This is a genomic window from Lysobacter enzymogenes (assembly GCF_900106525.1).
In the GTDB taxonomy this organism is placed as follows: Bacteria; Pseudomonadota; Gammaproteobacteria; order Xanthomonadales; family Xanthomonadaceae; genus Lysobacter; species Lysobacter enzymogenes.
The window spans coordinates 258809-271026 of record NZ_FNOG01000004.1 but is presented as its reverse complement, the minus strand read 5'-3'; the positions used below and the strand labels follow the sequence as shown (position 1 = coordinate 271026).

Below are 12218 nucleotides of genomic sequence, written 5' to 3'. Positions count from 1 at the left end.
ACAATGAATTATGAAGTTCGAGCCTCGGCTGCGATTTGCTCCAGCTAGGGCGGCTACTTCACGGTCGGATCTTTTGCTTGCTTTATTATTTGAAGCAGAAGCTCGTGCACATTTATGAGGCCGAGATCATTTCCTGGTTGCATGGTTGTGTTGACGAATAGTTTTTTTGCCATCTCAGCCTTTAAAGCGTGCTGTTGCTCTGGCGGCAACGAGGCAATGTAGGGGGTTAGCGCCTTTAAGTTCAAAGATGTCTGTAGGTAGTTGTGGTGATGCTCACGATGCCGAGCTGCTTCGCGGGCTAAGTATCCCGCTGGAATAGAGAAAGCCAAGGCAATCAGAAATCTAATTGTAGCCGTTTGCCAGGTTAGCTCAGCAGATTCGTGGTCAATCCAAGTCAAGGTCAGGACGAGAATTGTGGCGACCATAAAGGCTAAAGATAAATTTCTCATGGTGTTCGCTGATCTAAGTTCCCGTTCGGCGCTGCTTCTGTAATCACTATTTAGTAGGGTTCCGGTCGAATCGCTGAGTAGCTCCGTAAAGTCGGCTTTTGCGGCTTCTACCTCAGTTTTTCCTCTTTCATATGCGCTGCGTACGTTCTTTATCTCTTCAGAGACTTTATCGGTGAGGCCGTTTACTTGTTCTTCTAGTCTGGATGCGTTAGCGGATGTACTTTTTACTTGGTCTTTCAGTTTTTGATACTGTCTTTCGATCTCTTTCTTTGGTGCGCTTGAGATGTCGCCTGCGGTTTCTTTGGTGGTACTGTTGAGCGAAAATCGAACGGGTCGATTTTGAGTGTCGGCCAGTATTTTATTTGCTAGGGATTGGCTGTCCTTGGCTAAAGCTTTGCTCTTTTCGGTGATGTCATCCAGTTTTTGTACTTGCACAAAAAACTGAGATGCACTGAATACGGCAGCAATTAACATCGACAAATTTTCACCGCTTCCGGATTTGGAATTTCCGGTGAATAGCTTGTATTGGATATTGAATCCACGATGGGATTCTAGTAGCTGTTGAGGTACCTCCTTATCTTGGAGTTCCGCGCTAATTTCCTCAATGGCGTCAGCGAGGTATTCGACCTCCGCTTCAATATCTTCCATATATGCATTCCAGCTTTGTTAGAAGTTGGCTTGTTTTTCGGCTATATACGAGGGCCAATCCGGCGTATCCATCACCTCGCTCAACACCGCGAAATACCATTCGTTCTGCTTCGGCGACGAGTCCGTGCCTTCGGAGGTCTTGCCTTGAGCGCTCCAGCAAGGAACTCGCCGTCGCTGGTGATCTTGATTCCGGCGTGGAAGTGCTTGGTTTCCAGCACGTAGATCTCCAGCCAGCGATTGATCAACAGGTGATCGATCTGGGCGACGCGGCCGTCGCGCTCCAGGCGCAGGTCATGGATGACCGCCCAGTTCGGCGAGCGCTCGAAATGGAAGTCGATGTGGTACGCGGAATCGCGCTCACCCTTGAGGCCGGCCTGGCGGATGCGCAGTTCGGTGGCGGCTTGGCGCGCGGCCGTTCCGGTGCCCGCCGCACGCAGCTCCAGTTCCTTGAGCAGGGCCGAATCGTCGTCCTTGATCTTGATCAACACAAAGGTATCCCCCCTTTGGGCGCGAGGATAACGCCTGAAGCGGTGGAAACGAAGGGTAAGGGCTGCCGGCGCTTGGATCGGCGCCGGCCACCGTGACGGTCTTCACGTAGCCCGCGACGTTCGCCGTTCGTGAAGAACTGCGCCGATGCAGGCAACCGGGCGTTAACCGCTTCGGCAGCAGTCTGCGCAGGCGCCGGGCACGAATGTGGTTGCGCGGCAACGAGGAGCACCCGATGAATACGCGTACTTCCGATCCAGATCGCGACGATTCCAAACGCGATTCAGGTAAAACCGACGACGCCGATACCAAACCGCCGCACGGGCAGGGCCATCAACCTTTGCCCGGAGAGACGTCGCCCCACGGGGTGGGCGCGCAGCGCAAACATGTGCAAAACGCCGATCTGCCACCGGGGCAGGGACACCAGACCTTGCCGGGTGAAGATCCGCCGTCCAAGCGCGGCGATCGCGACGATTGAACCATCGGACGCGGCGACTTAATGCGCTGAACGCGCACGAGACGCCGGTGTCTGCGCGAGCGTGCGCCGGTTCGCCGTTCGCGTACGCAGCGGGATTTGCGCCAGATCGGCGCCACCCACCGCTAACGCGATCACAACCAGCGCCCCAACGGTTTTGCCACAGTGCCGATCACACAGGCGGCCATCGCGCATTCGCGCCGGCCGCCTTCCATGGAGCCAGATCACAAGGAACGTAGTGCATGAAAGCGAAATGCTTTGTCGTTGCGGGTGCGTTGGCGGGCGTGGCGCTGGGCGCCCTGCCGATGTCTTTCGCGCAGACCGCGCCGCCCACGAGCGGCTTATCGAATGCGGCTGCTGCGGTTCCGATGCAGCGCTCGCTCGGATTGTCCGCGACGCAATTGTCCAGCGCCTGGCAGGCGCAGCGGATTCATGCCGGCCAGGGCGAGGCCTTGCGCGCGCGCTTGGGCCGCGATTTCGCCGGCAGCTGGATCGAGCCGGATGCGGACGGCCGCTATCGTTTGGTCGTCGCCAGCAGCGGGGCCGGCCGCGCGGCGCTGCCGGCGGGCGTGGAGTTGCGCCATGTGCGCCATCGCCTGGCGACGTTGGAGGCGGCCAAGGCGCAGCTCGATGCGGCGGCGGCGGGCAAGCGCGTGGCGGGAATCTCGCGCGATCTGTCGAGCCTGCAATCGTGGTATGTCGATCCGCGCAGCAATGCCGTGGTGGTGCAGGTCGCTCAAGGCAGCGAGCGCGCGGCGGCCGATCTGATCGCTGCCAGCGGAGCCGATGCTTCGGTGCTGCGCGTGGAATTCTCCGCGCTGCGGCCGCAGACCAATGTTTCGATCTTCGGCGGCATGATCTATTTCCGGCATCCCTCGTGGTGCTCCGGCGCTTTCGCGGTCAGGCAGGGCACGGTGCCGGGCTTCCTCACCGCCGGCCATTGCGGCCAGCCGGGCAAGGAGGTGTGGGAAAAGGACGGCGAGAGCGCCTGGGTGGGCATCTTTATGGCCTCGCAGTTTCCGGGCAAGGATCAGGCCTGGGTGCGCACCTCGGTCTTCTGGACGCTGTACGCGCTGGTCGCCGACTATCAGGGCAATTTCCTGCCGGTGCGCGGCAGCGTCGAGGCGCCGCTGGGCTCGCCGGTCTGCCGCTCCGGCGGCGGCAGCGGCTATCAGTGCGGCTGGGTCACCGCGACGCAGGTCACCGTCAATTACCCCGAGGGCGCGATCTACGGCCTGACCCAGAGCAATGCCTGTTCGGCCGGCGGCGATTCCGGCGGCGCCTGGATCGACGGGCAAGGGCAGGCGCAAGGCGTGCATTCGGGCAATGCCTCTTCGCGCGCCGATCGGAGCAATTGCGATATTCCGCAGGACCGCCGGCAAAGCTGGTTCCAGCCGATCAATCCGATCCTGCAGGAATACGGCCTGGGCTTGGTGACTCAGTAGGCCGCGCAGTCAGCGGGCGATGGCGCGCATGCGCGCCGCGACATCTGCGGCGTGCGCTCGCGCTCAGCGCTTGACCGCGAACACGCCGTCCAACGCCAGCTCCGCCTTGAACCCGGATTTCTCCAGCCGCTTGGCCACTTCGCGCGGCACATCGCGCCCGGTGGTCAGCTTGTTCGGGCTGCCGGTGTAGTGGAACAAGCGGCCGCCGCGGCGCAGCACGCGCGCGAGGTGGTCGTAGAAGGTCTGCGAATACAGTTCGCCGGCGATGCCGAAACGCGGCGGGTCGTGCAGCAAGGCCTCGAATTCGGCTGCGGGCAGGCCGGCGATGGCTTGGGAGACGTCGCCGTGGTTCAGGCGCAGGCGGCCGGCGTGCTCGGGCGCGTCGGGATCGGGCGACCACGGGTTCAGCGTGCGCAGCCACAGCACGCTGGCGTTCTTCTCGAACGATTCGATGCGCGCGGCGCCGGCGTCGAGGCAGCAGGCGGCGAAATAGCCCAGGCCACCGCAGGTGTCGAGCACGGCCTTGCCGCGCGGTTGGATCAACGCGACCTTGGTTCGCGCGTCGTCGAGCGGCGAGGTCTTGGACGTGGGCAGCATCTTGATGCCGTCGATCTCGAAGGTCGGCGCGCCCCACGAGGTCGGCACCAGCTTGATCAGCGAGGCGGCGAAGCGCGAGACCGCGGCGAAGTCTTCGCCGTCCCAGTAATAGACGGTGCGGTCCTTGAGCGCGGCCGGATAGGGATAGCGCTGGCCGCGCCATTCCCAGGCCTCGTCGTGCAAGTGCGCCTGGCCCTGGCTGCGGCCCAGGTCGAGCGAACCGCTCCACGCGGGCTGGCCGGCCGCGCGCGCGGCGTGCAGGGCCTCGGCGTCGGGGCGGGTGAGCAGGGGGCCTGAGTAATGCGGCACGGCGGACGGTCCGGTTCGGCGGTTGGCGCGGAGGCGGAAGCATAAAGGCCGCGGGCCGATATCTCGACCCGCGGCGGTGCAGCGGCCGCGCAACCGGCGCGGATCAACCGGGCAAATCGCCGAACACCTCGCCGATGCGGCGGGCGATGTGCGCGCCGTGGGTGGCCAGGGCGAAGTGGCCGGCGTCGAGCAGTTCCACCTGCGCGTCGGGGTTATCGCGGCGCCAGGCCTGCGCGCCCGGCGGAATGAAGAACGGATCGTGCTGGCCCCAGATCACCAGGGTGGGCACGCGGCGTTCGCGGAAGAACTGCTGGAAGCGCGGATACAGCGGCAGGTTATTGGCGTAGTCCAGGGTCAGGTCGAGCTGGATGTCGGCATTGCCGGGGCGCTGCATCAGCAGGTAATCCAGGTGATAGGCCTCCGGCGCGACCAGGCTGGGGTCGGGCTCGCCGTTCTCGTACTGCCAACGGGTCGCCTCCAGCGACAGGAAGTGGCGCAGCGCTTCGCGGTTCTCGGCGCTGGGGTCGGCCCAATAGCGGCGCATCGGGTCCCAGGCATCGCCCAGGCCTTCCAGGTAGGCGTTGCCGTTCTGCGAGATCAGTCCGGCCACGCGCTCGGGCTTGGCCAGGGCCAGGCGCAGGCCGGTCGGGGCGCCGTAGTCGAACACGTACAGCACGTAGCGCTGCAGGTTCAGGGCATCGACGAAGGCTTCCAGGGTGCGACCCAGGTTGTCGAAGTTGTAGACGTAGCCGCGCTGTTCGGGGACTTCGGTGAAGCCGAAGCCGGGCAGGTCCGGGGCGACGAGGTGGAAGCGGTGGGCGAGCTTGTCGATCAGCTCGCGGAACATCAGCGAACTGGTCGGGAAGCCGTGCAGCAGCAACAGGGTCGGGGCGTTCGGATCGCCGGCCTCGCGATAGAAAACGCGCACGCCGTCGGCGTCTATGTGGCGGTGGCGGACGGGGAAGTGGGTGGACGACATGGGGGAGGCTCCTGGGAATTTGGTAACCTCAATTCGATATGAATAAAGGTTACGAAAAGCCTAGGCCTGCCCTATGTAACTTGTCAACAGTTATTTTTATGGTTACATTGGCGGCTCAGAGGACACCGCCCGATGACTACGCCGACACCGACCGACTGGCCGCCGCTGATCGCCGGCCAACCTGCGCTGGATCTGCTCAACACGCTGACCCTGGAGGACGGCGCGCTGGTCGAGCACCTGGGCGACGATGCCGCCGCGGCCGTCTGGTTGAGCCGCCTGACCGGCGCCGCGCAGGCGCCGCAGCCGCAGTTGGCCGAGCGCGCGCGCGAACTGCGCGAGGCGATCCGCGCCGCGGTGCAGGCGCGCAAACAGGAACAGCCGCTTGAACTGGCGCCGCTCAACGCGCTGTTGGCGCGCATGCACAGTCACTTGGTGCTGGAGCCGGGCGAAGGCGGTCCCGCGCTGCGGCGCGCGGCGGTCGGCGATCCCGCGTGGCTGGCGCTGGCGCCGTTGGGCGAAGCGGCGGCGCAGTTGTTGGCCGAATTGGATTTCGGCTTGGTGCGGCAGTGCGAACACAGCGAGTGCGTGCTGTGGTTCCACGATACGACCAAGTCGCACCGGCGCCGCTGGTGCAGCATGGCGCTGTGCGGGAACCGGCATAAGGTCAGCGAGTTTCGCAAGCGGCGCGGTGGGTGAGCGGCGTGGGATAATGCGATCGGCAGCGCTTGGCCGTCGAAGGGGATCTCATGGAATCGCATTTCTCGCCGCAGAACATCGAGGTCGTGTCGGCGATGGCGGCGGTGCGTCGCCGCCAGCATATGTACTTCGATACCGGCAAGGCGGATATCGCATCGGAGCTGGCGATGCAGGCGCTTTGCCATGCCGCCGACGAGGCCATGGACGGACGCTGCAACACCGTGTCGGTGCGCGTGTTCGGCTCGCGCGTCGAGGTGCGGTACGACTGCGGCATGCCGCTGACTCCCGATCCGTACGATCCGCAGTGGACCGTGGCCGAGATGTTCCTGCTCACCTTGCGCGGTTGCAGTTCGCGCAAGAAGCACATCGAGATCGGTTCGGAATTCTGCGGGATCGGATTGGGCATCCTGAACGCGGTATGCAGCGAAATGGACGTGGATACCGTCGATGCCGGGCAGGGCGTGCACTTGCGCTTCCAGCGCGGCGAACAGATCGGAACCTGCGTCGTAACGCCGAGCGACCGCCCCGACGGCACTCGAATCGAATTCGAACTGGACAACAGCGTGTTGGCCGAGACCGCCCTTAGCGAAACAGCGCTCGGCGCGGCCTTGGAGCGCCTGGCGGCGCGCTTCCCGGGGATGGCCGTTTCTTTGGATTTTCGCCGCTGACTGCCACGCTTCTGACGTTCGACCTTGCCGCGGTTTGCCGGAAACCGCCACTGACCCTGCCGGGCCGGGCCTTTCCTGGTCCCAACCAACGGCCCACGACACCATCCGGCCGCCTGCGCTAGTCTCGGCGGTTTCCACCGGGGACCGCACCACCCATGAACCTTTCCCGCCTGAGCCTGACCCTGGCGCTCGCCGCCGCGCTGGCCGTTCCTTCCGTTCACGCCGCCGGCGCCGCCGCGGCCAAGGCCAAGCCTGCCGCCGCCAAGTCCGCCGCCGGCAAGCCCGTGCTCGGCGACTTCGGCGTCGACCTGAGCGCGCGCGACACCAGCGTCAAGCCCGGCGACGACTTCAACCGCTACGTCAGCGGCCATTGGCTGGCGACTTATCAGTTGAAGGACTACGAGACCTCGTACGGCTCGTTCAACAAGCTGCGCGACGACTCCGAAGCCGACGTGCACGCGATCATCGAAGAACTGGCCAAGCAGCAGAACCTGCCGGCCGGCAGCGAGAAGCGCAAGCTGCGCGACTACTACGCCAGCTACATGGACCGCGCCGCGCGCGACGCCGCCGGGATCGCGCCGCTGCAGCCGGTGCTGGACAAGATCGCCAAGATCGACTCGGCCGGCGCGCTGATCGCCGCCTTCGGCGACACCGACCTGGACGGCACCAGCGCGCCGCTGCGCTTCGGCGTCGACCTGGACCGCAAGGATCCTGACCAGTACTTGGTCGGCCTGCGCGTCGGTGGCCTGGGCCTGCCGGACCGCGATTACTACCTCAACCAGGACGCGCGTTTCGTCGGCATCCGCACTGCCTACCTCGCCCACATCGAGCGCATGCTCGGCTTCGCCGGAGTCAAGGACGCCAAGGCGCGCGCGCAGGCCGTGCTGGACCTGGAAACCGCGCTGGCCAAGCCGCAGTGGGAGCGCGCGCAGCTGCGCAACCGCGACAAGACCTACAACGTCTCCAGCTTCGCCGAGCTGAGCAAGCAGTACCCGGGTTACGACTGGGCCGCGCAGCTCAAGGCGCAGGGCATGCCGGTGGTCGACAAGGTCAACGTCGCCACGCCGAGCGCGGTGCAGCCGGTGATCGAGGCGGTCGCCAAGACCCCGCTGCCGGTGTGGCGCGATTACCTGACCTTCCACGCCGTGCGCAACAACGCTGGACTGCTCAGCCGCGAGATCGACGACGCCGCGTTCGCCTTCAACGGCACCGTGCTCAGCGGCCAGAAGGCCCAGCGCGACGACTGGAAGCGCGCGGTCGCCACCGTCACCGGCAGCGACGGCCTGGGCGATGCGATGGGCAAGCTGTACGTGGAGCGCCACTTCTCGCCGCAGGCCAAGGCGGCGATGCAGAAGTTGGTCGAAAACCTGCGCAAGGCGCTGCGCGCCAACATCGAGAAGATCGACTGGATGGGCGCGGACACCAAGGCCGAGGCCTACCGCAAGCTCGACAGCTTCCGGCCCAAGGTCGGCTACCCGGACAAGTGGCGGGACTATTCCAGCGTGACCATCGTCGCCGGCGACCTGATGGCCAACACCCAGCAGCTGCGTCGCTACCAGCGCGCCGACCAGGTGCGCCGGATCGGCACCCGCACCGACCGCGACGAGTGGTTCATGACCCCGCAGACGGTCAACGCTTACTACAACTCGACCTTCAACGAGATCGTGTTCCCGGCCGGCATCCTGCAGGCGCCGTTCTTCGACCTCAACGCCGACGCGGCGGTCAACTACGGCGGCATCGGTGCGGTGATCGGCCACGAGATGGGCCACGGTTTCGACGACCAGGGCAGCAAGTCCGATTACGCCGGCATCCAGCGCAATTGGTGGACCGACCAGGACCGCAGCCGCTTCGAGCAGCTGACCAAGGCGCTGGGCGCGCAGTACGACGCGTTCTGCCCGCTGCCGGGCCAGTGCGTCAACGGCCAGCTGACCATGGGCGAGAACATCGGCGACCTCGGCGGCGTGTCGATGGCCTATACCGCTTACCAGCTGAGCCTGGGCGGCAAGCCGGCGGCGAAGATCGACGGCTACACCGGCGACCAGCGCTTCTTCCTGTCTTGGGGCCAGATCTGGAAGGGCAAGTACCGCGACGAGGCGCTGCTGAACCAGATCAAGACCAACCCGCATTCGCCCTCGCAGTTCCGCGCGAACGGGCCGCTGCGCAATTTCGACCCGTGGTACCAGGCGTTCGATGTGAAGCCGGGCGATGCGATGTATATCGCGCCGGGTCAGCGCGTGCGGATTTGGTGATGCGGATGAGATGAGGCGCGCTGTCCGCAGCGTGCCGGTAGGTTGAAGCGCGCGGTCGGCGGTTGTGGTCGTGCGTGGATGAGGGGCGGGTGCTTCGGTCGATTCGGCCGTGGACCCGCCCTTCGTTTTTGCGGGGCCTCGCGGGGTGGCGGTTGCGTCGTGGTCGAGGTGGCGCGGTCGCGGCTCGCGCCGCTCCTACAGGTAGCCCATGTAGGAGCGGCGCGAGCCGCGACCGCGAAAACCAAATGCCGGTGCGACCGCGAGGCCGCGCCGGTGTTTGGCCTGCATCACCCGCGTATCAGGCCGCCGCTGCCTGCGGCGCCGCATCCGGCCGCGCCGCGCGCGGCGGCTCGCGCCAGTCGAAAGGATTGTCGGTGGTGCAGTAACGCACCGTCTCCACGTGCTTGATGCCGAGGAAATTCATCACCGCCTCGCGATGGAACAGCCCGTCGGCGTTGATCACCGAGTTCGGCGTGCTGTCGATGAACAGATAGCGGCAGGCGTCGTCGTTGAGGTAATACCAGTTGTTCGTGCCCTTGCGGCAGACCACGTACTCGTTGGCGCAGATGAAATGGAACGGCGGCTCGTAACCGCCCTGGTAGTCGTAGTAGCAATAGAACACGTAGGGGTAATAGCCCATCCGGTAGCGCGCCCATTCCAGCGGCAGGGTTTCGTAGTTGCCGTCCTCGCCCTGGCCGCGGTGGTACCAGGTGTAGTACGGCGCTTCGTAGTGTTCCTGCAGCATGCTGCGCCACAGCGACTGGTCTTGCGAGAACACCACGCCGTCGACCATGTCGTCGAAGCGGTTGCTGTCGACTTTCGACGGCAGGCCGGAGCTGGACAGGGCGGAGACGGTCGAGGTCTGGCCGTTGAACTGGATCTGGGTGTTCCAGGCCTTTTCGACCGTGGCCGGGTCCTTGCTGCCGAGCTGATCGTTCAAGCTGTCGAGCTGGTGGTTGAGCTCGCGCCAGGTCGCGTCGTAGCGGGTGGCGTAGGAGGCGAACGCGCCGGCCAGCGACGGCGGCGTGTTGTCGATCCAGCCGGCGATCATGCCGCCGAACAAGGTCGCGGCGGCCTTGCCGGCCGGCCCGAAGGCTTCGCCGGACAGGTAGGAGAACACGTTCTCGAACACGCCCAGCACGAACGGCAGGCCCGGGTCGGCGGTGTCGGATTCGCCGACCAGCAGCGCGTAGGCGTTGACGATCTTGAGGGTGTGGTGCTCCGCGGCTTCCTGGTTGAGTTCGCGCAGGATGGCGAGGTTGTTGCGCGCGGCGTCGATCTGCGCTTGGGTCGGTGCGGTCATGGCGAGTCTCCTGCCGGAGGTGGCGGCGCGCCGGCGCGCGGTGGCGCTGCGGCGGGTGGGATGCGGGAAGCGAATTGAACAACGCTGCGTGGCTGCGGTTCCGGCCACGAGAGCGGTTGGGGTGCGGTCGGAGCGGTTGGTCGGACTTCGCGGTGGCGGCGTGAGTGCGTTTTCGCGGTCGCGGCTTGCGCCGCTCCTACATGGGCTCCCTGTAGGAGCGGCGCGAGCCGCGACCGCGAACACCAAACGCCGGCGCCGCTAAAATCCCGCGATGGTTTACCTCGGCCTGTTCCTGATCGCCTTCATCGCCGCCACGCTGCTGCCCGCGCAGTCGGAAGCCGCCCTCGCCGGCGCGATCGTGCAGGGCTACGCGCCGTGGCTGTTGGTCGCGGTCGCCACCGTCGGCAATGTGCTCGGGTCGACCGTGAACTGGTGGCTGGGCCGCGAACTGACCCGCTTCGGCGATCGCCGCTGGTTTCCGGTCAAGCCCGCGCAACTGGCGCGGGCGCAGGCGTGGTACGCCCGCTACGGGCAATGGAGTCTGCTGCTGAGCTGGGTGCCGGTGATCGGCGATCCGCTGACCTTGGCGGCCGGGGCGATGCGCGAACCGCTGCGCAGGTTCTTGCTGCTGGTGACGCTGGCCAAACTCGCGCGTTACCTCGTCGTCGCAGCGGTCGCGTTGCGCTGGGTGTGAGTTCGAGCCGGGCGGCGCGCGCCGAGACGTGAGCCGCGCGCGCTCCCGTAGATTCGCGCCGGCGGCTTAGTCCACGTCGAGCTGGAAGGATCGGCGCTCGATCAGTCCGCCGGGCAGGAGCACGGTGACCGTCACCTGCCCGCGGAAGTGTCGGTCGACCCGGCCGCTGAGTACCAGTCGGTCGTCGAGCGGGGGCGCCGCGCGCGTCAGGGACAGGCCCGCGGGCAAGCCGTCGACCCTCACCTCGGGGTGTGGGAAGCCTTCGGTCGTGCAAGTGGGCTCTTCGTGAATCGATTCGCCTGCGACCATATACACGGAGTGGGTGCACCTCAGTCTCTGCTTGGCGGGCGGCGGCGCGCTGGTCAGCGGCCCCAACCGCAGCCTGGGCGTGACTTGCTTGCCGAGCTTGGCGATCTGGATGTCCGAGCCGCCCACGCAAGCGAGGTCCTTGGCGAAGTGGCACTGAACTTCGGCGTAGTGCGCGCCCGCGTTCGCCGACCCGGTCATGATCCGGATGTTGACGCTGCCGGTGGCGCCGTCCGGCGCGGTCGCGGTGATGTTCCAGGAGCCGTAGGAGCGCTCGTACGCGCACGAGTCCCACATCGAGCCGGCGACGGCGGTGAACATCAGGCGCGAACCGTAGTCGCCGCCGCCGGCGGTTTCTTCCCAGTCGCGCCAGTCGCGCACGCAGTTGCCGGCGGGGCGGTCGTAGACGTAGCGGACCTTGGTGCCTTCGACCAGGACGTAGTCGACCTGCATGTAGACGCCCCAATCCGGGGTTCCCTTGAGCAGCGGTCGTTCGACCTCGGACTTGTCGTGGCAGACCAGGGTCTCGTCGGCGCGGATGCCGTGCAGGCGGTCTTCGTCGATCCGCACGCGTTCGCAGATTTCTTCCTCGATCCGCGGCGGTGCGGCGGACGCCGCGGGCGTTTGCGCGATGGCGGGCGCGGCGGCCGTCAGCACGGCCATGGCCAACGGCAACGGATGCAGCCTGCGGCCGGTGCGGCCGATAACGTAGCGTTTCATGGTGCCCCCTGTGTAGGCGAAGGGGAACCGGCGCCGACGGCCGCTGTGCGACCCCTGCGCTGTCCGGGCTCCCCGTGAGCGCAAGGCCGCCCCGCGCGGTGAGGGCGAGAGCGGACGATGCGGCGCGGACGACAGAACAACGCCATTCGTCCGCCGGGGCGGCCAGCGCCGCTGGGTGCCGGTGATCGGCGATC

Annotated in this window: 12 protein-coding genes; 6 read left to right on the top strand and 6 right to left on the bottom strand. The window is 65.8% G+C overall.

Translation table 11 applies throughout. From position 1 onward, the window contains the following. Positions 1–53: 53 nt before the first annotated feature. Entirely contained in the window at positions 54–1097 is a 1044-nt protein-coding gene (locus BLU84_RS26425; protein WP_139174952.1) for a hypothetical protein, read from the bottom strand. A gap of 80 nt (positions 1098–1177) precedes the next feature. Further along, on the bottom strand, positions 1178–1585 hold the full coding sequence (locus BLU84_RS12085) for a nuclease-related domain-containing protein (RefSeq protein WP_139174951.1): 408 nt from the start codon (positions 1583–1585) through the stop codon (positions 1178–1180). A gap of 233 nt (positions 1586–1818) precedes the next feature. On the opposite strand from BLU84_RS12085, the gene BLU84_RS26420 reads away from it, so the two are divergent. Further along, the gene (locus BLU84_RS26420) at positions 1819–2061 is read left to right on the top strand and encodes a hypothetical protein (RefSeq protein WP_139174950.1); all 243 of its coding nucleotides are present in this window, start codon (positions 1819–1821) and stop codon (positions 2059–2061) included. A gap of 383 nt (positions 2062–2444) precedes the next feature. Next, positions 2445–3503: a S1 family peptidase gene (locus tag BLU84_RS12080; protein ID WP_170849154.1), complete on the top strand. Its 1059-nt coding sequence runs from the start codon at positions 2445–2447 to the stop codon at positions 3501–3503. Positions 3504–3566: 63 nt separating this feature from the next. Here BLU84_RS12080 and BLU84_RS12075 read toward each other — a convergent pair whose 3' ends face one another. Together BLU84_RS12075 and BLU84_RS12070 are read right to left on the bottom strand one after the other, a co-directional pair. Next, entirely contained in the window at positions 3567–4409 is an 843-nt protein-coding gene (locus tag BLU84_RS12075; RefSeq protein WP_074867135.1) for a class I SAM-dependent methyltransferase, read from the bottom strand. A gap of 103 nt (positions 4410–4512) precedes the next feature. Continuing rightward, positions 4513–5388, bottom strand: a complete 876-nt coding sequence (locus tag BLU84_RS12070; RefSeq protein WP_074867133.1) for an alpha/beta fold hydrolase — start codon at positions 5386–5388, stop codon at positions 4513–4515. 132 nt (positions 5389–5520) lie between these two features. Between BLU84_RS12070 and BLU84_RS12065 the strand changes: the two genes are divergently transcribed. The 3 genes from BLU84_RS12065 (at position 5521) to BLU84_RS12055 (ending at position 9001) form a co-directional block, all read left to right on the top strand. Further along, the gene (locus BLU84_RS12065; protein ID WP_074867131.1) at positions 5521–6084 is read left to right on the top strand and encodes a CGNR zinc finger domain-containing protein; all 564 of its coding nucleotides are present in this window, start codon (positions 5521–5523) and stop codon (positions 6082–6084) included. Positions 6085–6134: 50 nt separating this feature from the next. Beyond that, positions 6135–6752 carry a DNA topoisomerase IV subunit B family protein gene (locus tag BLU84_RS12060; protein ID WP_074867129.1) on the top strand — a complete coding sequence of 206 codons (618 nt, stop codon included), beginning with the start codon at positions 6135–6137 and terminating at the stop codon, positions 6750–6752. Between the two features lie 155 nt (positions 6753–6907). Further along, complete coding sequence (locus tag BLU84_RS12055) at positions 6908–9001, top strand: M13 family metallopeptidase (protein ID WP_074867127.1); 2094 nt, start codon at positions 6908–6910, stop codon at positions 8999–9001. Positions 9002–9299: 298 nt separating this feature from the next. Here BLU84_RS12055 and BLU84_RS12050 read toward each other — a convergent pair whose 3' ends face one another. Then, positions 9300–10304 (bottom strand): hypothetical protein, encoded by a 1005-nt coding sequence (locus BLU84_RS12050; RefSeq protein ID WP_074867125.1) that lies wholly within the window; start codon positions 10302–10304, stop codon positions 9300–9302. Between the two features lie 271 nt (positions 10305–10575). Here BLU84_RS12050 and BLU84_RS12045 point away from each other — a divergent pair, with 271 nt between their 5' ends. Continuing rightward, positions 10576–10998, top strand: coding sequence for a YqaA family protein (locus BLU84_RS12045; RefSeq protein ID WP_074867123.1), 423 nt, complete (start codon positions 10576–10578; stop codon positions 10996–10998). A gap of 66 nt (positions 10999–11064) precedes the next feature. Here BLU84_RS12045 and BLU84_RS12040 read toward each other — a convergent pair whose 3' ends face one another. Further along, complete coding sequence (locus tag BLU84_RS12040) at positions 11065–12024, bottom strand: hypothetical protein (RefSeq protein WP_074867120.1); 960 nt, start codon at positions 12022–12024, stop codon at positions 11065–11067. Between the last annotated feature and the right edge of the window lie 194 nt (positions 12025–12218).